General features: G+C 43.9%; 21 protein-coding genes. 1 reads left to right on the top strand and 20 read right to left on the bottom strand.

Annotated features, from left to right (window positions below; all coding sequences use genetic code 11):
• Nucleotides 1–83: 83 nt before the first annotated feature.
• The 13 genes from UF75_RS12570 to UF75_RS29100 all read right to left on the bottom strand — a co-directional run bounded on the left by UF75_RS12570 (nt 84) and on the right by UF75_RS29100 (nt 15,539).
• The gene (locus UF75_RS12570; protein ID WP_045574950.1) at nt 84–719 is read right to left on the bottom strand and encodes a 3-oxoacid CoA-transferase subunit B; all 636 of its coding nucleotides are present in this window, start codon (nt 717–719) and stop codon (nt 84–86) included.
• A 10-nt stretch (nt 720–729) separates the two neighbouring features.
• On the bottom strand, nt 730–1,404 hold the full coding sequence (locus UF75_RS12565; protein WP_045574939.1) for a 3-oxoacid CoA-transferase subunit A: 675 nt from the start codon (nt 1,402–1,404) through the stop codon (nt 730–732).
• 65 nt (nt 1,405–1,469) lie between these two features.
• Complete coding sequence (locus UF75_RS12560) at nt 1,470–2,885, bottom strand: sigma 54-interacting transcriptional regulator (RefSeq protein WP_052693216.1); 1,416 nt, start codon at nt 2,883–2,885, stop codon at nt 1,470–1,472.
• 215 nt (nt 2,886–3,100) lie between these two features.
• Entirely contained in the window at nt 3,101–3,595 is a 495-nt protein-coding gene (locus UF75_RS12555; protein ID WP_045574938.1) for a Zn-ribbon domain-containing OB-fold protein, read from the bottom strand.
• Between the two features lie 3 nt (nt 3,596–3,598).
• Nucleotides 3,599–4,855, bottom strand: coding sequence for an acetyl-CoA acetyltransferase (locus UF75_RS12550; protein ID WP_045574937.1), 1,257 nt, complete (start codon nt 4,853–4,855; stop codon nt 3,599–3,601).
• Nucleotides 4,856–5,176: 321 nt separating this feature from the next.
• Entirely contained in the window at nt 5,177–6,316 is a 1,140-nt protein-coding gene (locus UF75_RS12545; RefSeq protein WP_045574936.1) for an acyl-CoA dehydrogenase family protein, read from the bottom strand.
• A gap of 87 nt (nt 6,317–6,403) precedes the next feature.
• Entirely contained in the window at nt 6,404–8,071 is a 1,668-nt protein-coding gene (locus UF75_RS12540; RefSeq protein WP_197079391.1) for an AMP-binding protein, read from the bottom strand.
• 318 nt (nt 8,072–8,389) lie between these two features.
• Nucleotides 8,390–9,814: a sigma 54-interacting transcriptional regulator gene (locus UF75_RS12535; protein WP_045574935.1), complete on the bottom strand. Its 1,425-nt coding sequence runs from the start codon at nt 9,812–9,814 to the stop codon at nt 8,390–8,392.
• Between the two features lie 283 nt (nt 9,815–10,097).
• Nucleotides 10,098–11,231 carry a homocitrate synthase gene (gene nifV / locus UF75_RS12530; RefSeq protein ID WP_045574934.1) on the bottom strand — a complete coding sequence of 378 codons (1,134 nt, stop codon included), beginning with the start codon at nt 11,229–11,231 and terminating at the stop codon, nt 10,098–10,100.
• Between the two features lie 292 nt (nt 11,232–11,523).
• Nucleotides 11,524–12,972, bottom strand: a complete 1,449-nt coding sequence (gene gatB / locus UF75_RS12525) for an Asp-tRNA(Asn)/Glu-tRNA(Gln) amidotransferase subunit GatB (RefSeq protein ID WP_282433800.1) — start codon at nt 12,970–12,972, stop codon at nt 11,524–11,526.
• Nucleotides 12,959–14,449, bottom strand: coding sequence for an Asp-tRNA(Asn)/Glu-tRNA(Gln) amidotransferase subunit GatA (gene gatA, locus UF75_RS12520; protein ID WP_045574933.1), 1,491 nt, complete (start codon nt 14,447–14,449; stop codon nt 12,959–12,961). Before gatA ends, gatB begins: the two co-directional genes overlap by 14 nt.
• Nucleotides 14,450–14,471: 22 nt before the next feature.
• The gene (gatC, locus tag UF75_RS12515) at nt 14,472–14,756 is read right to left on the bottom strand and encodes an Asp-tRNA(Asn)/Glu-tRNA(Gln) amidotransferase subunit GatC (RefSeq protein WP_045574932.1); all 285 of its coding nucleotides are present in this window, start codon (nt 14,754–14,756) and stop codon (nt 14,472–14,474) included.
• 246 nt (nt 14,757–15,002) lie between these two features.
• Complete coding sequence (locus UF75_RS29100; RefSeq protein WP_197079390.1) at nt 15,003–15,539, bottom strand: Ig-like domain-containing protein; 537 nt, start codon at nt 15,537–15,539, stop codon at nt 15,003–15,005.
• A gap of 48 nt (nt 15,540–15,587) precedes the next feature.
• On the opposite strand from UF75_RS29100, the gene UF75_RS28235 reads away from it, so the two are divergent.
• On the top strand, nt 15,588–15,773 hold the full coding sequence (locus UF75_RS28235) for a hypothetical protein (protein ID WP_197079389.1): 186 nt from the start codon (nt 15,588–15,590) through the stop codon (nt 15,771–15,773).
• Between the two features lie 26 nt (nt 15,774–15,799).
• Here the strand turns inward: UF75_RS28235 and UF75_RS12505 are convergent, their stop codons facing one another.
• The 7 genes from UF75_RS12505 to UF75_RS12475 all read right to left on the bottom strand — a co-directional run.
• Nucleotides 15,800–16,165, bottom strand: a complete 366-nt coding sequence (locus tag UF75_RS12505) for a hypothetical protein (protein WP_045574931.1) — start codon at nt 16,163–16,165, stop codon at nt 15,800–15,802.
• The gene (locus UF75_RS29095) at nt 16,162–16,836 is read right to left on the bottom strand and encodes a hypothetical protein (RefSeq protein WP_197079388.1); all 675 of its coding nucleotides are present in this window, start codon (nt 16,834–16,836) and stop codon (nt 16,162–16,164) included. The genes UF75_RS12505 and UF75_RS29095 overlap by 4 nt, the downstream gene beginning before the upstream one ends.
• A 682-nt stretch (nt 16,837–17,518) precedes the next feature.
• A complete protein-coding gene (locus tag UF75_RS12495) occupies nt 17,519–18,103 on the bottom strand; it encodes a DUF2247 family protein (protein ID WP_052693212.1) in 585 nt (194 codons plus the stop codon).
• Nucleotides 18,087–19,121 carry an RHS repeat-associated core domain-containing protein gene (locus UF75_RS12490; protein WP_045574930.1) on the bottom strand — a complete coding sequence of 345 codons (1,035 nt, stop codon included), beginning with the start codon at nt 19,119–19,121 and terminating at the stop codon, nt 18,087–18,089. The genes UF75_RS12495 and UF75_RS12490 overlap by 17 nt, the downstream gene beginning before the upstream one ends.
• Nucleotides 19,122–19,147: 26 nt before the next feature.
• Nucleotides 19,148–19,507 carry an Imm40 family immunity protein gene (gene imm40 / locus UF75_RS12485; protein ID WP_045574929.1) on the bottom strand — a complete coding sequence of 120 codons (360 nt, stop codon included), beginning with the start codon at nt 19,505–19,507 and terminating at the stop codon, nt 19,148–19,150.
• An 18-nt stretch (nt 19,508–19,525) separates the two neighbouring features.
• Nucleotides 19,526–22,906, bottom strand: a complete 3,381-nt coding sequence (locus UF75_RS12480) for an RHS repeat-associated core domain-containing protein (protein WP_045574928.1) — start codon at nt 22,904–22,906, stop codon at nt 19,526–19,528.
• Nucleotides 22,872–24,194, bottom strand: a 1,323-nt coding sequence (locus UF75_RS12475; protein ID WP_045574927.1) for a DUF6531 domain-containing protein, incomplete at its 5' end; no start/stop codon positions are given. The genes UF75_RS12475 and UF75_RS12480, both read right to left, overlap by 35 nt.

Genomic DNA, 24,194 nt, shown 5'->3' with positions numbered 1-24,194 from the left:
ATATTCAGTTATTCTATATGGAGATCTGAACTCCTGCTTACCATAAAGATATTTTTCTCCAATATTTTATGGATTGATTCTGATCACACAGCAACTTTATCCGGTTCGATCAGAATAGCTTCTGTACATGCCTGTACTTCCTCAAAAGTTAGGCCAGGTGCAATCTCTTTAAGCATCAAACCGTTGGGGGTCACTTCCATAACTCCCATATCCGTGACAATTAAATTAACCTGTTTTGCTGCTGTTAAAGGCAAGGTGCACTTTTTTAAAACTTTAAGGCCGTCATTTTTGGCGCAATGCTCCATTGCAATAATAACCCGTCGTGCACCGACTACTAGGTCCATTGCTCCACCCATACCAGGAACTATCTTTCCAGGGATCATCCAGCTTGCCAGATTTCCTTCTTCATCTACTTGAAGAGCTCCTAAAACGGTTGCATCTACATGCCCCCCCCTAATGATGGCAAAAGACGTGGCACTATCAAAGCTACAACCGCCTGGTAAAATGGTTGCATATTGCCCTCCTGCATTCACAGTATCAGAATCCTCTTTTCCGACTTCCGGTGCTGGTCCAACCCCCAGATAGCCATTCTCAGATTGAAGGATAATTTTTATTCCTTCAGGTAGTGCGTTAGCGACTTTAGTGGGGATTCCAATCCCTAAATTAACGACATCTCCCATTTTAAATTCTTGAGCTACTCGTTTTACAAGCCACTCCATTCTTGTTTCCTTATCCAAGATCGGTCACCTCCTGTGACTGTTTGTGAACTATATAGTCCACAAAAATACCTGGTGTCATAACATCGTCCGGGTCTATTTCCCCTATTTCAACAATATTATCCACTTGAGCGATAACCAAATCTGCGGCCATTGCCATGACTGGATTAAAATTACGAGCTGCACGACGATAAACGAGATTCCCGACCTTATCCGCTTTATAGGCATTTAATAAGGCAACATTAGCCCGAACTGGAAGTTCCAGAAGATATTCCGCACCATTGAGAACAAGCTTTTGCTTACCTTCCTCCACAATGGTTCCAATCCCGGTTGGAGTTAAAATCCCTCCTAAACCCGCACCTGCTGACCGAATCTGCTCGACTAAGGTTCCCTGAGGTACCAGCTTCACTTCAAGCTCACCTGTCGACATTTGCCTTCCTGTTTCTTTGTTCGTACCTATGTGGGTTGCAATGAGCTTGCTCACGCAATGTTGCACAATGAGTTGTGACATCGCATCCCCAAGGATACCTGTATCATTAGCAATGAGGGTCAGCTCTTTGACTTCCTGCCGACAGACTTCTTCCAAAAGCTGGCTGGGAGCTCCACACCCAATAAACCCTCCGACCATTATGGTCATTCCATTCTCAATCTTGCTGATAGCTTTTTCAAGGCCTATAACTTTTGTCATTTGACAATCTAACCTCCTTGTAAAACAATCCTTTTTGGTGATTCAGCCCAAGCCAATTGTTCTGTTCATGGTATTTCTATTGTTGTAGTCCTTCTAATGCCCAGCTTTTTGCATTTTCGTAAAAGGGTCGAGATATCCACCCCTAGAGCCTTCGCGGTCGGCCCAAGGTGTTTATTTTGCAGGAACGCTCCCTCAATCGAGTGTCGTTCTGTAGCAGCCACCGCCTCTTTGAGCGGTATTACTTTCCTCTCGTTAAAATGTGAGGGCTCGCTAGGGACCATTACATGAGTAGCCTGCCAAATTTTTTCAGGTAAATCCAGCTTCCCTATCAGACTAGTTTGAGTAAGTACAACCAGCCGTTCCACAACGTTCTCCAGTTCGCGCACATTGCCTGGCCATGAGTATTCGTATAAGCTGTCCATCGCAGCCGGGGCAAAACTCAGACTGCGACGATATTTCTTGCAAAATTTTTCTAAAAAGGTTAGAGTCAGCCCAAAAATATCGTCCTTTCGTTCTCGCAGGGGCGGAATAGCAATGGGTATGACATTTAGCCGATAATAGAGATCCTTACGGAATGTCCCCTCATCCACCATTTTCTCTAGATCACGGTTGGTAGCACACACAAACCTGATGTCCATCGGCAGAGGTGTCGTTCCTCCAACCCGAAGAATTTTATGGTCCTGCAGTACACTTAGCAGTTTTACTTGAAGAAATGGGGATAACTCTCCGATTTCGTCCATAAAGGCTGTTCCGTGGTTAGCTTGATCCAATAACCCTGCCTTGCCCTCTCTTCGTGCCCCTGTAAATGCTCCTCCCTCATAGCCGAATAATTCTGATTCTATTAATGAGGATGGAATGGCACTGCAGTCCACTTTTATGAACTTCCCTTTGATTCTGCGGTTGCTATGTTCGTGAAGCAGGGAGGCGATTAATCCTTTTCCTACCCCTGATTCACCATGGATCAGCACTGTCGCTTCGGAATCTCCGATCCTGGGCAGCTCATCCAGGATGCTTTGCATTTTGAGGTCACGAGCCGATATCTTCTGGGCTGCATCGTTTACTGGATTATAGTTTCTTATGATCTCTCGGTATTGCTTGTTTAGCTGTTTAGCCCGTTTTAATTCATCTTTCAATGTATTAAGTTCACTTAAGTCACGCACCTCACACACCACGTTAACCAAGTTGCCTTCTTCATCAAACGACGGATTGCCAGTAACTAAGGCCTCGCACCCACTCGGATAAGATATTACCTTAGACACACGTTGACCACTGCGAATAACCTCAAGAGTCACGGAATCCGATATCAAGTGATTGTCTAGGAGCGTTTCTACATTACCACTTACAACATTGGCAGGGATCCCTGTGATACGTAGGAAAGCTTCATTATGAGCAATACAGTAACCTTCAGAATCAGTTATATAGATACCATCACTAATTGAGCTTATCATTGACCGAAACGTCATTTCCAGACATTGGCTCATCTCTTAATACCCCCTACTCCAACCTTAACTGCAATGCCAAAAAAGCAGACTCCGGTACAACTTATTCAATCTACTTGTAACAGAGCCTGGCTGTTTAAATATGTTCCACAGGTTATCCCACATGAACTTCTAACTTACTAGTGGACCATCTTGTTTCATAGGAAGTAAAGTAAAGTAAGGTAAGGTAAGGGAAGAGAAGGTGTTCCTTCATTTCCTTATCCAACAGGAACAAAATAGACGTCCGTGGGTTTGAACTGACTCAAACGTTTAAACTTTGCCTGAATATCCATGCCGATTTTGACATCCTCCGGAGCCACTCCAATCAGCCGGGATAAGAAAAGTGTGTCAACCCCAGGCCACTCGACCATAATCAGAGTGAAGGGCGTTTCTGCCAGAAACTCTTGTCCCCCAAAATAACACGTCGTATAGGTATGCACTTTTCCCTGCAAGGGTAACTGCATCCATTCTGTCTCAGCTCCACAAGTCATGCAGTGACTGCGCGGGGTCGCAAACGTACCACCGCACTTTGTACATTTACTTCCTTTGAGTTCCCCTTTTGCTAAGCCCTCAAAAAAGGGTGAATCTTGAGCATAACTATGAATGTAATCCACTTCATAGTGGTATTTCATGACGATGGGATCTATGTTATAAAGAACACATCCTTGTTCGACCTCTTCCATTTTAACTGGTAGTGGTTTCTTTTCGTTCATGGTTTAGAACCCCCTCTCTAGTATGCTACAGGTAATATAGGTACCTGTCCCCGCATGACTATGAATCAAACCTCGTTTGGCATTGTTTATTTGCAGGGTATCGTCCCCGCCGAAATGTTGACCAATGGTCCCCTGCAGCTGCCAGAGAGCAAAAACGGATTGCATTAAGCCCGTTGCCCCCACTGGATGACCGCAGGCTAACAGTCCGCCTGAAGGATTTACCGGCATTTTCCCGTTGACATTAGCTGCTCCCGATTCTACAAATTTTCCACCGTCTCCATATTTGCACAAGCCTAAATCTTCATAGGTTTGAATTTCGGAGGAGGTAAAGGCGTCGTGGAGCTCCACGAAATCAAGCTGCTCAATCGGGTTTTCGATCCCAGCCATTTTGTACGCTTCTTTTGCCGCAACACGGCCGCCCCTGAAGGAATGGACCCCCGGATATTTCAAGTCTTTATAATCCTCAGCACGTTCGTGGTCAAGAAGGATAACTTCGCGTGATGGTCGATCCGACAAACGCATAGCATCTGTTCCCGTACCCACGCCGCTAATCAGGATTGGTTTGTCTGTTAACCTAAATGCCATCTCTTCTGAGGCTAAGATGGCCGTAGCTGCTCCGTCTGACATGACACAAATATCCAAACGTTTTAAGGGATCTGCCACCATTTCGGAGTTGAGCACATCTTCGATTGTCAGTTCCGCGGGAAATTGGGCATAGGGATTATGCAGTGCGTTGCCGTGATTCTTAACGGAAACCGCTGCAAGTTGCCGTTCTGTGGTGCCGAATTCATGCATATGCCGTCTAACCATCATCGCGTAATAGCCGGTATAAAAACCGCCAACCGGGTAATCAAAATTAACATCTGACGCTAGGGCTATAAACTCATTTCCCTTCCAGGTATTCACATGGGACATTGTTTCAAAGCCTACCGCAGCACAGACGTTCATTCGTCCACTGGCAATGGCCTCCCAAGCTGTTTGAAAGCACATTCCTCCCGTAGCTCCACCGGATTCAACTCGTTTGGAGGGCTTTGGGGTCAGCCCCAAATAATCTTGTACCATAATTCCTGCCATCAACTGACGAGTAAAGTGATCGGAAAAATAGGCGATGACTGAGCCGTCGATCTGGTCTAGGCTCAAATTTGGCACGTCGGCCATGGCTTGATCAAAGGACTCTTTGGCCATATATCGAAAGTCCTTCTTTGGAGTAGATTTGGCAAATTTCGTGATACCGCCCGACACCATATACACTGGTCTCATAGTTCTCCCCCTCTTACCTATTAGATTTCTAAGATGTGATTGAAATTACTTTAATCATTCAATTGTTTTTCAAACCTGTTAAAGGGTCCAATGCTTGAGTAATGTGGCACCCCCTTTCTGCTTCTAACAGTTATACTAGAGCAAAAGACGTGCCACATTACTGAATATTCTGAAATATTTTGTGATACTACGGGCATCCAGTCTCTGAGATCAATCCTATTGCATTTCAGCCAAGGTCCTAGGCAACTTAGCCCAGGCAATTTTGCCTAGTCTTAGCATTATTGCCGATGCTACGACTTCACGAATCCTGCACCTAATCTTTTACCTGCAACCCAGCATCCTAGCAATGACTATGCGTTGAATTTCCGATGTACCTTCTCCAATCTCCAGTAATTTGGCATCACGCAGATATCTTTCTACATGATAATCTTTCATATAGCCATATCCACCGTGAATCTGGATTGCCTCTAGCGAGTTCTTAACTGAAGTTTCTGAAGCATGCAGTTTGCCCATCGCTGCTTCTCTGCCAAAGGGCAGATGGGCATCTTTAAGACTTGCAGCCCGCAGTATCATTAACCGAGACAATTCAGTTTGAGTCGCCATGTCTGCCAGTTTAAACTGGATAGCCTGAAAACTACTTAAAGTTTTCCCAAATTGCTTACGCTCCATGGAATACTTCAATGCCTTATCAAGGGCTCCTTGAGCAATACCCACTCCCATTGCCCCTATGCTAATCCTCCCACCGTCTAAGATCTTCATGAATTGAGGAAAACCATTGTTTTCCTCACCTAAGAGATTTTCTGCCGGTATTTCTACATCCTCAAACACAAGTTCCGTTGTGTTGGAAGCATGGAGACCCATTTTGTCATAAGGCGTGTTAATCTGAAATCCCGGAGTACCCGTCTCTACTAAAAAGGAACTTATCCCACGAGTTCCCTTCGAAGGATCGGTAAGCGCTGTTACTGTAACAACTCCCGCATAACTTGCATTGGTGATAAAACATTTCGAGCCGTTCAGAACCCATCCTTTATCCGTTCGACGAGCCCTTGTTCTCGTACCACCAGCATCAGAGCCCGCATCCGGCTCGGTTAAACCAAAGGCTGCTAAATATTTGCCACTAAATAAGGCAGGGAGGTATTTTTCCTTTTGCTCAGGTGTGCCGAAATAGTAAATTGGGCTTATCCCTAGAGATAACAACGCCGCATACGTAATCCCAGTTGAGGCACATACTCGGGATAGTTCCTCAACGGCTAGGGCATAACTGACCGTGTCTCCACCCGTTCCTCCTACATCCTCCGAAAATGGTAAACCTAAAAGTCCCAGCCCAGCCATCTTTCTAACTATTTCCAGTGGGAATTCACCCGTTCGATCACGTTCCTCCGCCCCAGGCTCTACGACCTCATTGGCAAAGGCATGCACCATTGCGCGCAACGATTTTTGATCTTCAGTTAACCCAAACATACACCCGACCCCTTTCTTTTTCTCTGCCCAGCGAATTGAACTCATGGCTACACACCAGGTTCAATACGGGATTAAAAAGGTTTGTCGCTATGCAGTTACAATTTTGGCTGCCTCCTGCAAATTATAAACTTCAATATACATCTCCCGAAGGCGATATTTTTGTATTTTACCGCTCGCAGTCACTGGATAACTGTCCACAAAGTCTACATACATGGGAATCTTATGATGGGAAATCTGACCTTTGCAAAAGTCCTTGATTTCCTCGAAAGTTGCCGTTTCCCCTTCACGCAGACGCACTAAGGCACATAGCTCTTCACCATACTTGAAATCCGGCAAGCCAATGACTTGTACATCGGCAATCTTAGGATGGCTATAGAGAAACTCCTCTATTTCCCTGGGATAAATGTTTTCTCCACCTCGAATGACCATGTCCTTCAGCCGTCCGGTGATCTTGCAGTATCCCTGATGATCCATAACTGCTAAATCCCCCGTGTGCAACCAACCCTCCTCGTCGATCACCAGGTTTGTAGCTTCTGGCATGTTATAATATCCCACCATGATGCCAGCCCCCCGTGCACAGAGGTCTCCTTGTTCTCCAAACGCCATTTCAGCCCCTGTGACTGGATCAACAATCTTCACTTCCATTTCTCCTAGAGGCCTGCCGACTGTGGACACTCGCCGTTCCAAGAGGTCATCGATTCTCGTCTGGGTAATGACCGGAGAGGCCTCTGTTTGCCCATAGGCTATGGTTACTTCTTCCATTCCCATTTTCGAAATCACTTGCTTCATGATTTCAACGGGACAAGGGGATCCGGCCATGATTCCTTTTCGCAATGTCTTGGTATCATACGAGGTGTTTTTTAACAATTCTAATTCCGCGATAAACATCGAAGGGACCCCGTGTAACGCAGTACATTTTTCTTTTTCGACTGCCTCAAGGACCTTGGCTGGGTCAAAAACCTCGACGGGAACCATAGTCGCCCCTTTGGTTACACAAGCCAGAGAGGACATAACACAGCCAAAGCAGTGGAATAGAGGCACCGGAAAACAGAGACGATCTTCTTCGATCAGATTCATGGCATCCGCCACCATATTGGCATTGTTGATAATATTATTGTGAGTTAACATAACTCCTTTGGGAAACCCTGTTGTTCCAGAGGTGTACTGAATGTTAATGACATCCCCAGGATGGGTCTCGTTTTGATAGTCTTTTAAGACCATATCACTGATGTTTAAGCCATAGCTCATAAAATCAGACCAATTAAGGGTGCCAGGAACCCGTTTCTCGCTCAATAAAATGGCATGGCGGAGCATCGGTAAGTTTTCAAATGAAGACGGGCTATCCGTGGGTGAGTCCGCAAGAGTTGGTAACACTCCATTCAAAATTTCTATATAGTTACTTTGTTTAAACCCTTCTCCTAAGAAAATTGCGTTACAGTCCGATTGTTTTAAGAGATATTCTAATTCCATGATCCTATATTGGGTATTGACAGTCACTAAAATCGCGCCCATTTTGGCACTTCCATATTGCAATAAGATCCATTCTGGGATATTCGTGGCCCATAGAGCAATATTATCACCCTTTTTAATCCCTAATCCGATTAAGGCCTTGGCCACCTGATCAGCAGCTATGCGAAGCTGTTCATAGGTATAGCGCACTGGACGATCAGCGTAAACCATCGCTTCTTTATCCGGTATTCGCTTACTCACATCATCTAATAAATCTCCAACCGTGACATTCAAGATCATCGTCATGCTTTCTTCCCCCCCAAATTTGATTTGAAGCCTTTGCATGAATATACTAAGCAATATTAGTGCCACAATTATGAATTTTCTGATATTTATATAACCCCCTCAAATACGAGCCTTTACATTTACCTGTGAAGCATTAGAACCTAAATCGGGAAATCCAGGCAATCTAACCTAGGTGAACTTGCCTAATCAAGGCATTTTTACACTCTTAGATCTTTGGTCCAAAACAAATGGCACCCTTCCTACTCCTAATGATTCATCACAGAGCAAGAATTGTGCCGTAATCGTTAATAATTATAAATAGTTTGAAAAGCTATTTGTTCACATTTTCCCCGACGCTGCAACTCGCTTAATTCCAAGTTTCTTACACTTACGCAAAAGGGTAGAAATGTCAATTTTGAGGGCTTGTGCGGCCGAACCGAGATGGCCATTTTGGTGGAGAGCTCGCTCAATCGATTGCCGTTCTGTGGCTGCCACCGCCGCTTTTAGGGGGATTATTTCACTTTCTTTAAGACTTGAACCATGTATATTTTGCAAAACGATAGCTTTACTTGCCCGCTGAATCTTCTCAGGCAAATCTATTTTCTCAATAATTCCACTCTGGCTAAGTACGACTAATCGTTCCACGACATTTTCCAATTCACGCACATTACCAGGCCAAGAGTACTCATAAAGGCAGTCCATCGCTTCTGGAACAAAACTAAGAACGCGATGATACTTGTGACAAAACTTGTCCAAGAAAGACAAAGTTAGCATCAAAATATCCTCTTTTCGTTCACGTAGAGGTGGAATAGCAACTGGTATCACATTTAGACGGTAAAAAAGATCCTTACGAAAAGTCCCCTCATCAACCATCTCCTCTAAATCTCGGTTAGTGGCACAAACGTACCTAATGTCCATTGACAGGGGTGCTGTTCCTCCAACGCGCGTAATTTTATGGTCCTGCAGTACACTCAGTAGTTTTACTTGAAGAAACAGGGGTAACTCGCCAATCTCATCCAAGAAGGCTGTACCATGGTTGGCCTGAGCCAACAACCCCACTTTCCCCTCACGTCGTGCCCCTGTGAATGCTCCTCCCTCATAACCGAATAATTCGGATTCTATTAATGAGGATGGAATGGCACTACAGTCCACTTTTATGAACTTCCCTTTAGTGCTGCGGCTACTATGCATGTGAAGCAGTGAGGCGATTAACCCTTTTCCAACTCCTGACTCACCGTAGATCAGCACTGTTGCGTCAGAATCTGCGATCCTTGGCAGTTCATCCAGGATACTTTGCATTTTTGGGTCGCGAGCGGCTATTTTGTGGGAGGCATTGGCTAAAGAAGGAGCATAGTTTATTAAGATATCTCGGTATTGCTTATTAAGTTGCTTCGAACATTTTAATTCATCCTTCAAGGTACTCAGTTCGCTTAAGTCACGAACTTCGCACACCACGTTGATCAAGTTACCCTTTTCGTCAAAAGCAGGATTACCCGTTACCAAAGCCTCGCAACCACTAGGATAAGAAATCACTTTAGACACACGCTGTCCAATGCGAATAACCTCAAGGGTTACGGAATCCGATATCAAGTGATCGTCTATGAGGGTTTTTACGTGTCGTCCCACGACATCGACAGGGATTCCTGTGATACGTAAGAAAGCGTCGTTATGAGTAATACAGTATCCTTCAGAATCGCATATATAGATACCATCGCTAATTGAGTTTATCATAGCTCGAAACGTTATTCCCATATTCCCGCTCATTCTTATACCCCCTATTCCAAGCAAGACCTATAATCCAAGAGCAATATTATTCAACTCTATACTATCTTATTACTTTCTTAATTGGAAGAATATTCTGAAAGTTATTAATCTCCAGATAACTTCTTACACTTAACATTCCCTCTTTTGCTTCTATAACAACAAAAAACAAGCATCCCTTCCACTTTAATAGTGAATGGTATGCTTGTTGACGACCTATCATGTGTGTCCAATCTTTATGAGGAACTTTCTGCGCGCTTATTTCAGCCGTCTAAATTTTTGCTAATTACCTGCCCCGTTGCTTTAGCATATCTCCATAAATATAGACGAGTTCCTTATCAAAAAGCGAACGCTTCATGTCAACAGCTAACGCTCTTACTCGTGACAACATTTCCTCTGCATCTTCGTTCGACATTTCCTTACCATACTCAAGCAGGAATTTTGCCTTTATCGAAGCCGTCCCGGAATGTTTACCGATCACAATCTGTCGCTCAAGCCCAACATCCTCAGGGCTAAATGCTTCATAAGTTTTAGGGTTCTTTAGAGCACCATCAGCATGAATCCCTGACTCGTGCGCAAACATATTACTTCCAACAATCGATTTCCAAGGTGGAAGCATTCTGCCTGAGGCACGAGCAACATATTCAGAAACTTCAACAAATCGTTCCGTCGCAAAGCTTAGATCCGTATCTAACAAATGCTTTAAAGCCATGACAACTTCCTCTAGAGCTGCGTTTCCTGCCCGCTCACCTAAACCATTGACCGTAACCCCTACGTGGGATGCCCCTGCCTTTACCCCTGCCAAAGCATTGGCAGTCGCCATCCCAAAATCGTCATGGGTATGCATTTCCACATCTATATCTGCCTTTTCAATTAGGACTTTAATACGATCATAGGTGGTAAATGGATCTAAGATTCCGACAGTATCACAGTAGCGAATACGATTCGCACCAGCTTTTTTGGCCTCTTTAGCGAATTGCACAAGAAAATCCATGTCTGAACGTGAAGCATCTTCTGCGTTGACAGAGATATACATCCCTTCTCGTTTCGCAAATGTCGTAGCCTTGATCATCCGTTCCAGAACATCCTCACGAGTGGTCATGAGCTTATGTTCAATATGGATATCTGAGGTGGAAATAGAAATTGCCACAGCATCGACACCACAAGCCAAGGAGGCTTCTATATCAGATATGACTGCACGATTCCAGCCCATAATGCTGGATTTTAAACCTAGTTTTACTATATCACTGATTGCATGCTTTTCATCTCCGCCCATAACTGCTACCCCGGCTTCAATCTGATGAACGCCAAGCTCATCAAGCAAACGAGCGATGCGCAACTTTTCTTGGTTTGAGAAAACAACACCCGCAGTTTGTTCTCCGTCTCGTAATGTAGTATCGACAATCACTAAATGTCTCACTTCAGACTCACCCCTCTAATTTATCTTCAATGTAAAATTATACAATACACGTTACAGATTACTTTCTATAGTAGCACAATCCTTCTTGAGATTGAAGGATATCCATTTCCTTATACTGTATACTTATTAAACCTGGTTCGCGCTCCCCCTTGAATTAGAGTAGCAACGACCACTTTCGCTTGGCAACTACACCTCCAAAATTTCTTATCCACTTTGCTGTATACAGTTTATCCGACTTAATCTCCATTAACACCTAACTAAAAGGAGCTTCTCAAAAAGAGAAGCCCCAGCATTAAGCTAGTTTTTCCTTAAGCAACTGATTGACCAGACCCGGATTCGCTTGCCCCTTAGTTGCCTTCATGATCTGCCCGACTAAGAACCCAATCGCTCGGTCCTTTCCTGCTCGATAATCCTCTACAGATTGGGGATTAGCAGCAAGCACATTATCAATAATCCCCAGCAAGGCCCCTTCGTCACTAATCTGTGCGAGTCCTTTCTCCTTGACAATCGTTTGGGCATCCTTACTCGTGCTGTACATTTCTTCAATCACGCTCTTGGCAATCTTACCACTGATAGTCCCTTTGTCTATGATAACCAAGAGTTCCGCCAATCGTTGTGGAGAAATTGGAGAATCAGCCACTCGACACTGATTGGAGTTGAGTAAACGCGTTAGATCACCCATGACCCAGTTGGCTAAGGCCTTAGCATCCCCATAGTGTACTAAGGCTGCATCGAAGTAATCGGACATAGCTTTAGCTTGGGTGATAACTCCTGCATCATAAGCGGAGAGCCCCAACTCTTGCAACCGCGCACGACGTGCCCCCGGAAGCTCAGGCAGAGTTTTACGGATTCTCTCCACCCATTCCCGATCAATAACCAATGGGGTCAGGTCAGGTTCGGGGAAATACCGATAATCATGTGCTTCTTCTTTAGAACGAAGGGTTAACGTAACCCCCCGGCCCTCATCCCAAGTGCGTGTCTCTTGAATCACTTTTTCCCCGGCATCGAGAACACGAGCTTGACGGGCTACCTCATATTCCATGCATCTGCGTACTGAGCTGAAGGAATTTAAGTTTTTAGTTTCTGTACGTGTTCCTAAGGCTATCTCCCCAACCAGTCTTAGGGAAACATTAACATCAAAACGTACCGAGCCTTGTTCTAAACGACAGTCCGAGACTTCCGTATATTCTAAAATCTGTACTAATTTTTCGAGATAAGCGAGCACTTCGGGAATTGAGCGCATATCAGGCTCGGAAACAATTTCTAACAGCGGTACCCCAGCACGGTTATAGTCCACTAAAGATTCGTTAGAGGTTGAGATGGTCTCTCCGCTATGCACAAGTTTGCCAGCATCTTCCTCCATGTGGGCACGAGTGATTCCGATCCACTTTTTCTCCCCTTCAACTTCGATCTCTAACCCACCTTTACCACAAATCGGCAAATCAAACTGGGATGTTTGATAATTCTTGGACAAATCGGGGTAAAAGTAATTTTTACGGTCAAACTTTGAAAACTTCGCGATTTCACAGTTCAGAGCAAGACCCGCTTTGATCGCATAATTGACCACTTCGCGATTTAAGACAGGGAGCGCACCTGGCATTCCCAGACACACAGGACAAACATGTGTGTTTTGGTCTCCCCCAAACTCAGTGGTACAGCCACAAAAAATCTTTGTCTTAGTTTGCAGTTCAACGTGTACCTCTAGCCCACAGACCATTTCATAATTGTTAGCGACTACCACGCGCAAGCACCTCCCTTGACATACTCGGTTTTAACGTGTGATAATTCGTGTTTTGCTCAAACGTATAGGCTACACGATACAACATCCCTTCAGCAAACGCTTTACCCATCAGCTGCATACCAATCGGCAAACCGTTGACAAATCCTGCCGGAATAGAAATGGCCGGAATCCCTGCTAGGTTAATCGGCACCGTCGTAATATCCGATAAATACATCGCTAAAGGATTCGCAGATTTTTCTCCAAATTTAAAGGCTGGGGTCGGAGCCGTCGGGGAGAGCAAGACATCAAACTCCTCAAACGCTTGATCAAAATCCTGTTTAATCAAAGTTCGGACCTTTTGTGCTTTCAGATAATAAGCATCATAATACCCTGAACTTAAGGCATAAGTTCCGAGCATGATCCTCCGTTTCACTTCCGGCCCAAAGCCTTCTGAACGGGTTGTTTTAAACATACCCAAAACATCTTCGGACTCAGCCCGATATCCATAGCGTACACCATCATAGCGAGCTAGATTAGAACTTGCTTCCGCGGTGGCAATCAGATAATACGCCGGGATGGCGTACTCTGTATGAGGTAATGAGCATTCAGACACTTCGGCACCCAGATCAATCAGAGTTTGAATCCCCGACTGAATCCCTTTGGCAACCTCCGGATCAATCCCCTCCCCGTAATATTCACGGGGAATCCCAATTTTCAACCCCTTGATGTCATTAACCAGGAACTTCGTATAATCCGGCTTCTCAAATGGAACCGAGGTGGAATCAAGGAGATCATGTCCGGCAATGGCATTCATCACCAAGGCATTATCTCGCACGTTTTTTGTAAGTGGACCAATCTGGTCAAGTGACGATGCATACGCTATCAAACCATACCTAGAAACTGCTCCATAGGTGGGTTTCATTCCAACCACCCCACAAAACGCTGCTGGTTGGCGGATCGAACCCCCGGTGTCAGACCCCAAGCTAAAACCAGCCTCATCCGCTGCTACGGCAACGGCAGCTCCCCCTGAAGAACCTCCAGGAACATACTCTAAATCCCAAGGATTGCGCGTCTTTGCAAAATAAGAATTCTCCGTCGAGGAACCCATGGCAAACTCATCCATATTTAGCTTACCGAGCAGAATTGTTCCCGCGGCCTGTAGACGGTCAGTAACCGTCGCATTATACGGTGGAGTAAAATTCTCCAACATCTTTGAACCACAGCTTGTCCGAACGCCCTCCGTGCACATGTTATCTTTCATAGCCATCGGAATTCCTTCTAAGGAACTGAGAACCCCGCCCTGAGCGATCTTGCGATCAACCACAGCCGCTTGGGCTAACGCTTGATCTTCTAAAACCGTTAAATACGCTTGTAAATCGGGCTCAAGGTTATGAATACGATCTATGTAGGTTTGCGTCAACTCTGTAGAGCTGATATCTTTATGAGCAAGAAGCTCGTGTAATTCGCTAACTGACTTTTCTATATCCCCTGTTGCCATTTCCGAAACCCTCCTTTCAAGGTTAGACTATTTTAGGCACCCTAAAGAAACCTTCTTCCCCATCTGGAGCATTCCTTAAGGCTTTTTCATGATTAATCGAGGGTCTCACCTGATCCTCGCGTAAGATATTATGTAGAGGAACGGCATGAGCAGTAGGGACCACATCGCTCGTGTCTAAACGCTCCAACATAGCCGCATAGTCTAAAATAGAGTTAAGTTGTTCTGTATACTCTTGAGTTTCCTGTTCGGTTAACTCTAGACGTGCCAAAGCCGCCACGTATTCAACGTCTTCACGTGAAATTTTCAACTTATTCACCTTCCCTTTGGATAGTTTCTAACTTTACCCTCTATCATAGCAAATATTGGAGAAGGGGGCAATATAAACGAAAAGCAAGGACAACCTTAAGCCTCCTTGCTTTCATTTTAATGCCATTAATTTATCTCTGCTAAGCCCCTAGTCAAGCCGAAACGTGTATTTGCAGTAGAATTTTTCAATTTAGTACTGTCACTTCACAATTGGCGGTATAACTACCGTCTATCGTAGTAACGGTGATTATTGCAGTGCCCCGCTAACACCTGTTACCATTCCGTCACTACCAACTGTGGCTACAGCCGTGTTGCTACTGCTCCAGCTCACATTCTTATTAACAGCATTTTCCGGTTCCACTGTAGCCATCAGGTTCTCGGTGCCTCCTATGCTTATACCGGTGCTAGTTTTGTTTAAGCTAACACTTGTTACAGGAATATTTTGATCTGTAACGGTGACTTCGCAGGCTGCTGTAAAACCCCCATCCGCAGTAGTTACGGTAATGGTAGCTGTGCCTGCACTTACTCCAGTTACCGTTCCATCACTTACTACTGTTGCTACAGCCGTATTACTACTGCTCCAGCTCACATTCTTATTAGTGGCATTCTCTGGAGTCAAAATAGCTATCAGCGGCTCGGTGCCTCCTATACTTATGCTGGTGCCAGTTGTGTTTAAGCTAACGCCTGTTACAGGGATATTTTGAGCTGTAACCATAAGGTGTTTGCCCATCCAGTGAAAACGAGGACGAATTTGCCGGCTTTGTGCGGGATATCCTGCACTCAAAAGCACATCGCCAAATATGGCTTTATCCCCTCGATGACAGGCTGAACCATGGGGTCGAAAACTGTGCAGGTTAAAGGCGGGTGCACCCGCCGGTTCACAGCGGCCGGCAATACCGACCGCTTAGGACTTTTAGCAAGCAACAGCCGTTGTTCCTCAGGTGGCTGTAAATTGGGCAAGGTACACTTTTTAGGTGGCTGTGATTACACAATCTTAGCCAAAACTTGCATATTATAAGGTGTTCGCAAAGGTCCCATGTGTTATTATAATGTCTTCCCAGGAAACTCTCCTCTCCAAATTTTCAGTGCCGTTTTAGCTTCAAATCCAATAATATCACTACGTTTTGCTACTTCTTCTAGAACAGCAACAGCCTGTTCAATCATAATATTCAATCTTATAGCATCCGCTGCGGCTATTGAACGTGCCTTATCATTATCAGAATTCATCACTTGTTGCAATACTTGTATTGCTAAATCTTTGTCCTGTCTCAAAGCATCAAAGACTTTTCGATTCTTCTTAGCAATCTTATTCCCTCTCTTATAATCACCGATCAACGCCGTTTCTGCTAAAACGACTCCTGTTTCGAGATATTGATCTACAATTTCTTGAGGTACTAATGGCTTTCTCATTTTATCACCCCAAACTGTTTCAGTACATCAATACCGAATTCATATTGGTATTCATAGCTTTGTCCAGCAAGCCAGTCTCTAACTCGCATATTACCTGAAATATCAGGTCGGATACTATTATAATACCCACTTATCTTAGCATGAGTCGCTGAATCGACAGCAATTACGTTATTTGTATTATGGATCTGTTGCGGACTAAAGCCTGATTTCCGGATTTGATTTTGTTCGACAATATGATGCCATGCCTTTCCTTCTCCGGCAGAACCAAGTTCTTTTTTAAGAGCGTTGAAACTATTAAATCCTTTATCTACCTTACCCGCGCCCTTAGACGCGTCTATCAGCTTGTCTATAGCCTTTATTCCTGTCTTAACTGCTCCACCGGCCAGTATTGCCTGCTGAATAACATCGCCAAGATTCTTACCATATTCCTGCACCTGAGCATCTGTTGGATCACCGTCCCATACTTCTCCACTGTTTGCTATCAGATGTTTTATGGGTCCGGCTACTGATTCGCCTAGGCCATCAGCTAAATCCGTCAGTGATAAGTTTCCGTTTTTGATATCCTTAACTAATTCCCAGACTGCCCACGGTGAGTTTAAAATCTCTTTAATTGTTTCTCCGACAGATTCCTTAAGACCATACATCAGATCTACTGCCTGATCGCATCTCATGTTCCCTGAGGGGTCGCTGTAATGTTAAGGGATTTACCCCTAAGTCATTTGAGATTTGGTTAGCATTTTTTTAGCGACGGCATCAATGTCAATTATGTTTTACTGTCATATGCAGAAAAAGAAAAAAGGAAGGGTTTGCGTTTCCCCCTTAACCCCCCCCTCTTGGCGCAAATTTTACACCATGTCTGAATTTTTGTCAATTACATCCAGTTTGCAAATTTGTTGCTGGCAGCTTACAGAACTTGCACTCTTGCATTTGGGCTCAGACTTGCCGCAAAACATTTTTTATAATCGCAACGCCAGCCCCGTGTGCCCCTGTGTTCGATTTTGGCAGCCAAAATAGGGAGTTTATCCTTCTGCCAAATTGAAACCGAATTTGACGGCTTTGTGCGGGAAATCATCAGATGAATTATTCGGCAGCAAATTGCCCTTAATCATCCCTGTTTACAGGGTGAACCATGGGGTCGAAAACTGTGCAGGTTAAAGCGCCGGGGTTAAAACTTCCCCGGCGCAACCCACACCAGCCCGCAATGCGGGCTGAAAGGCAAAACCCTACGGGGTCGGATTTGCGGCCTTGGGGTCGCAACCGGGGTTATGACTCACGGAAGCCAGCTTTTGTCAAAGAGCATAGTGGGGTCATTGCTGACCCTTATATTTTTCCGAGGGTCAAGTTTTTGTATATCTACGCCCAGCGGTTTCGCTGGTTTTCTAAATACCGCAGCAATCTGCCGAGTAGCCGTTCTGTCGTTGAATCTGATGAATTTGTCTCTGATTCTGATGTAGGCATGAAACTAATAAGATTTTTTACCTCATCAGGATAGTTTATTTCATCACATAAAATATCAACTACTTCAATTGGATTGCAATAATCATCCTTGTGTTCATATACCCAGTTTAATGAAACATATAAAAATTTCTCTCTCGAATCGGATGCATTGTCTGGGTTGTGTGATGTTGCCAATTTATTGACAAGTTGATAAACATCATATGGAAGTTTTGCTTCACCCTGTAACATGAATGCCAATTCTAAAACTTCCTCTGGTACGTTCTCATTTTTTTGTACAGCTTCTAGGCCATGTTCAATTGCAGTTTGGTGTGCTAAAAAGTTATTTTCAATTGCAAAAAGTATATCATTCCAATTTAACGGCACTAAATTTGTTACATATACATAAGTAAATACCATATTCAAGGGATTTAACGGGTTTTTGCTTTCACTTACTAATTTACGAATTTGGTTTTCAGTTATCTTGTTAGTTGGGGATACCATTTATAACACCCCCTTCCTTAAATAACTGATGAGTCACTTCACCATTTTGATTCAAAATACACTCAAAAATCCCTGTTTTACCATTTGCGCTACCTTCGACTTGTAATAATGTGTTGTTTTTACCCAAATCATACACTGTTCCTTTGGAAATCTGGCTTTCAGAAAGATAGCTTGCGGCACGATGATAGATATCACCTTTTAAACCACTGCCCACTCGTTCTGCATTAACGATTTTATTAGCAGCCGCCGAAGGACTCATTACCTTCCCCGCGCCCTTAGACGCGTCTATCAGCTTGTCTATAGCCTTTATTCCTGTCTTAACTGCCCCGCCGGCCAGTATTGCCTGCTGAATAACATCGCCAAGATTCTTACCATATTCCTGCACCTGAGCATCTGTTGGATCACCGTCCCATACTTCTCCACTGTTTGCTATCAGATGTTTTATTGGTCCAGCTACTGATTCGCCTAGGCCATCAGCTAAATCCGTCAGTGATAAGTTTCCGTTTTTAATATCCTTAACTAATTCCCAGACTGCCCACGGTGAGTTTAAAATCTCTTTAATTGTTTCTCCGACAGATTCCTTAAGACCATACATCAGATCTACTGCCTGATCGCATCTCATGTTCCCTGAGGGGTCAGTGTAGTTGACCGGGTTATTTCCGCAATATGTGTATAAATTCTGCGATAATGGATTATCCAATTTACCTGAAACAGTATCCTGGGTGATGAACCGTCCTGCGGCGGGATCGTAGTAGCGCGCCCGCAGGTAGATGAAACCGCTCTGGTCGTGAAGCTCGCCGGTGAAAAGGAGGCTGTTTTCTAGTGTTTGCGCGATTATAGTGGGATTACCGAAGGCATCATATTGGTACTTATTCTTTACTGCTCCTACGGAATCGGTAATGATTAGAGTGCTACCCAGGCCATCCTGATGATAATAAACCGTTCCCTGGTTTCCCTTGCGGGCATATAGTCTACTGGCATAAATATAGTTGTAACTGTCATTACCTTTCTTTTCCACAAGCAGCCGGGGAAGTCCTGAATTACTTATTTATTTTCTTTGAAAACCACTGAATAGTAAAACTCATCACCATTTCTATCATGGTATTGATTTAAATATGAAACAGCTTTATCTTTACTTTCCGCAACATATTCAGACCACGTCTTTGTTTCATCCTTATTAATATACCAACTATCATACGTAGAATTTAACTCATAGTTAGTCATTTTGTAGACATCCCCACCTAGTACCGCACAATTGCATTCACAGAGAAACCCAACTATTCTTATTGCATTTTGCCAATCCCAGGCGATCTCCGATATACCAAGGTGTTCAAGTGATTTCGCATTTTTAGACAATTCTTCCGGAAAATCACTAGGTAAACAAGATTTATAACTAATGCTCATATTTACCCTCTCTCTTAATTATCTATTTGGAACAAATAATCTATGATTAATGGTTACGCCATCTGACTCTATTATATATTGATATACTCCCTCTACCCCATTGATATTGCCTGGTATCTCAATTTTTGTTCTTACAATCCCATCATTGCCAGTTATTAATGTTTTAGCTCCGTCTGCTCCAAATTCATCAATAATACTAGGAAAACCATGGTAAATATCTGTATCCATCTGTTTTATAACCTTATCCGTATATTTTATATTAGCTAATGGGTTTCCAGCTGCACCCAACCCCTCAGCCGTTTCAACAGCAATCACTTTCTTCGCCGTATTAGACGCATCTATCAGCTTGTCTATAGCCTTTATTCCTGTCTTAACTGCCCCGCCGGCCAGTATTGCCTGCTGAATAACATCGCCAAGATTCTTACCATATTCCTGCACCTGAGCATCTGTTGGATCACCGTCCCATACTTCTCCACTGTTTGCTATCAGATGTTTTATGGGTCCGGCTACTGATTCGCCTAGGCCATCAGCTAAATCCGTCAGTGATAAGTTTCCGTTTTTGATATCCTTAACTAATTCCCAGACTGCCCACGGTGAGTTTAAAATCTCTTTAATTGTTTCTCCGACAGATTCCTTAAGACCATACATCAGATCTACTGCCTGATCGCATCTCATGTTCCCTGAGGGGTCAGTGTAGTTGACCGGGTTATTTCCGCAATATGTGTATAAATTCTGCGATAATGGATTATCCAATTTACCTGAAACAGTATCCTGGGTGATGAACCGTCCTGCGACGGAATCGTAGTAGCGAGCCCGAAGGTAGATGAAACCGCTCTGGTCGTGAAGTTCACCAGTGAAAAGGAGGCTATTTTCTATTGTTTGCGCGATTATAGTGGGATTACCGAAGGCATCGTATTGGTATTTATTCTTTACTGCTCCTACGGAATCGGTAATGATTAGAGTGCTACCCAGGCCATCCTGATGATAATAAACCGTTCCCTGGTTTCCCTTGCGAGCATATAGTCTACTGGCGTAAATATAGTTGTAACTGTCATTACCTTTCTTTTCCACAAGCAGCCGGGGAAGTCCTGCCGAGTAGTCATAGAGGTATTCATAGGTTTCGCTGGTGGAACCGGTGATAGTCTTTTTGATAAGGTTGCCATCGCCGTCATAGTTGTAGTGAATAGTCTTGCTTCCATCCTGCACCTGGCTAAGACGATCTTCATAGTCATAACCGAGATTGGTCGTGCCGTTTAAGGCAGCCAGCTTATCAGGGGCATTGCCATCGGTACTGAGCCGATTGCCGACAGAATCATAGGTATACTGGACTGTCTTGCCATCGGGATTAGTAACCTGGGTCAGTTCTCCCAGGGCATCATAGGCGAACTGGGATATCTGGTTAGATTCATTTGTTATGCTTAATCTGTGACCGTTAACATCCAGGGCATAGGCCGATTTCGCCAGGACTGCCTCTCCCAGCTTATGCTGTATAAGCTTAAGTCGTCCGTTCCCGTCATACTGATAAGTCACCCCGACTCCGTTTGGCATTACCTCGTTTGTACGTAGTCCCAATTCATCATAGACTATCTCCAATGCATGCCCACCTTCGCTGGCCGTTATCGGTAGATTCAGGGCATTATAGGTATAGTCCACCTGTGTTCCATCCGGGTAAGTCAACCCGGTCAGGTTTCCGACTGAGTCATAATTATAGGTTATGGTCGAGCCGTCACGGGTCACCATTTTGAGGTGGTTCATTTCATCATAGTTATAAGTAGTACTTCCTGCAGGATCTACCATAGATGTTCTTTTGCCAGTAAAGTCATAGGTGTAGGTTACTTCACTCTGGTCAGGGTAGCTAACCTTGGGCAAACGGTTGTTATCATCATAGGTATAGTTGATGGCGGTCCCATCCGGTTTAGTCCTGGTAATTAGGTTCCCTACAGGATCATAAGCCTTTGTCTTTTCGTGCCCTAGAGGATCGGTTACCTTGATATTTCGGTTTAAGGAGTCATAATTAAAGGTTCGCTCTTTTCCCCTGGCATCTGTTGTTTTCTTGAGATTGCCGTTACCGTCATAGGAATAGGTCGTTGTCTGCCCCAAAGCATCGGTAACGGAAGCCAGTCGTCCGCTGTCATCATAGGTGAAGCCTGTGCTTTCTCCTTTGGCATCAGTCCGGGTGAGAACGTTACCGCTGCCATCATAGATGGTCTGGGTAAAATGACTTGATGGGTCGGTTATTTTAATTAGTCGGTTGACATTGTTATAGGTGTAAGTCCAAGTTTGTCCCTTAGCATTGGTCACGCTCAGTTTGTTCCCTACGGGGTCATAAGTATAGCTGGTACTATGTCCTAAGGCATCGGTCTCTATAACTAGGCGAGATAGTTCATCATAGGCATAAGTAGTGGTCTGATTGTTGGCATCGGTCACCGCGGTTCTGTTACCGTTAGCATCATAAGTATAGTTGGTGGTATGGCCTAAAGCATCAGTAACAGTGGTTACCCGACCTAGGGCATTATGGGTATATTCAGTAACATGCCCATTTTCATCAGTCTTGGAAATGACATTGCTAGAACTGTCATAAGCGGTTTCCATAAAATGCCCGGTTGGGTCAGTCACCTTAATAAGCCGGTTAGCATTATCATAGGTATTGGTCCAGGTTTTCCCCTTGGCATTTGTCATACTCAACTTGTTGCCTACAAGGTCATAGGTATAAGTGGTAATATTGTTAAGTGAGTCGGTTACGGTTAAGAGTCGTGAATCCTCATTGTAGGTGGATGTGGTAATATGATTGTTGGCATCAGTTTCACTGGTCTTGTTGCCCAAGGCATCATAATGGACTTGGATTATACCTCCAAGAGGGTCGATAATCTTGGTGGGACGTTTTAAAACATCATATTCATATAGAGTTACCTTCCCGTTTCGGTCGGTTTTACTAAGTATATTGCCATTCTCGTCCAGAGTATAGCTCTCTGTTGCTCCTTCGGCATCAGTCACAGAAATGAGTCTATTCCTAGAATCGTAAGCATAGGTAGTTACATTGCCATTTGCATCGGTAACAGAAGTTTTGTTGCTGTTGGCATCGTAAGCAATGGAGTAACTATACTTTAACGGATCAGTTGTTTGGATCAGACGATCATTTTCATCATAGCTGAAGGTGGCGGTATAACTTCTGGGATCTGTCTTGCTGAGAAGATTGCCGTTGGCGTCGTATATATTAGTTGTTACTCCACCCAGAGGATCTGTTTCGGTCAGGACTTTACCTTTATTGTTATTAGTGTAGGTCCAAGTCTGATTTTGTGCATTGGTACGGGTTAGTTTTCGCCCCACATTGTCATAATTAAAACTGGTGGAATTGCCATTGGGATCAATAGTCTGAATCTGGTTCCCATACTGGGTCATAGGCTACCTGGCTTGTCTTTCCGTTGGCATTGGTGATGGTGTTAACCTGACCATACTGGTCATATGTATATGATGTAGCAGCCATCTGCCCCTCAACGGTTTTACTGGTCCGGATCAGGTTCCCTTTTGTATCATAAGCAAAGTTGGTAATATGCCCCGCTACGTCAGTTATGCTGATGGGATTATTCAGGCTGTCATAGGTATAGATTGTTATATAACTCAGGGGGGCAGGAGCCTTCTGAGTCAGCATATTGCCCATGGAGTCATACGTATAGGTGGTCGTATTGCCCCTGGGATCTGTCTCGCCGAGCTTGTTATAATCCGAATCATAAGTATAAAGAATGTATTTACCATCAGGATACTCTACTTTGGTCTGCCTGTATTTGTCATCATAATAATAGGTAGTTACATAACCCAGAGCATCGGTATAGGTGTTCTTCCGCAAGACCGGGTCATAGGCCATAAAGGATTTCTGCCCTTTTCCGTCTTCTTGCTCAATTACTTTAGAATTAGTATCATAGGTGTTCTGGACGAGGGTATGGTTTTTCGGATCGGTTACATTTACCAAGGTAAATAGGGAGCTATGTCCATCACCGTATGTTACGGCAATAGAATTATCGGTATTAATAGTTAGATACGTATTATAGTTATGCTGCCAGCCCTTGCCCAGCGGGCCCCAATCGGTATTACGCGAATTATAGTGGCGGATGAATTCCAATGGTACAGATTGGGTGGGGATGCTTAAATCTTTATCCTCAGAGAAATAGTTACCGTTAATGATATTGACTGGCTCCGCAACTTTACCGCACCAGTCAGGGTTACCAAGAGCAAGCAAAAAGTCATACTCTTTTGACAAATCTACTTTTAATGTTACTATATGAGTAGAATAATTGACTCCAGACGATTCATTTAATTTTATATAGTACGTTCCTGCTTCTACTTTGAAGCTATATTTACCACCAGCACTATAAAATGTTTTATTGTATATTTGGCTTAATGAGGAGTTATATAAAGTGTAATTTACATAACCGTTGTTTGTGCTTAGCTCACTGACTATGCTACTGATATGATCAGTATTAACTTGATACCAATGTTCGTCCCCTTTGTACTTAATACCAGTGGTAATTAGATTACCAAATACTACCTCCTCAGAAGTTTGTGCCGGTGTAATAGTAGTTTCCGCAACAGTATTGACATTCAAACTTATATTACTAATCTGATAATTAATTGAAGGAAAACCAGATTCACTTATTTTTATATAATATTCCCCTGGTCCAACCTTATAACT

Source organism: Desulfosporosinus sp. I2 (assembly GCF_000960765.1).
GTDB lineage: Bacteria > Bacillota > Desulfitobacteriia > Desulfitobacteriales > Desulfitobacteriaceae > Desulfosporosinus.
The sequence above is the reverse complement of the archived record's forward strand: the minus strand, read 5'-3'. Positions and strand labels throughout refer to the sequence as shown.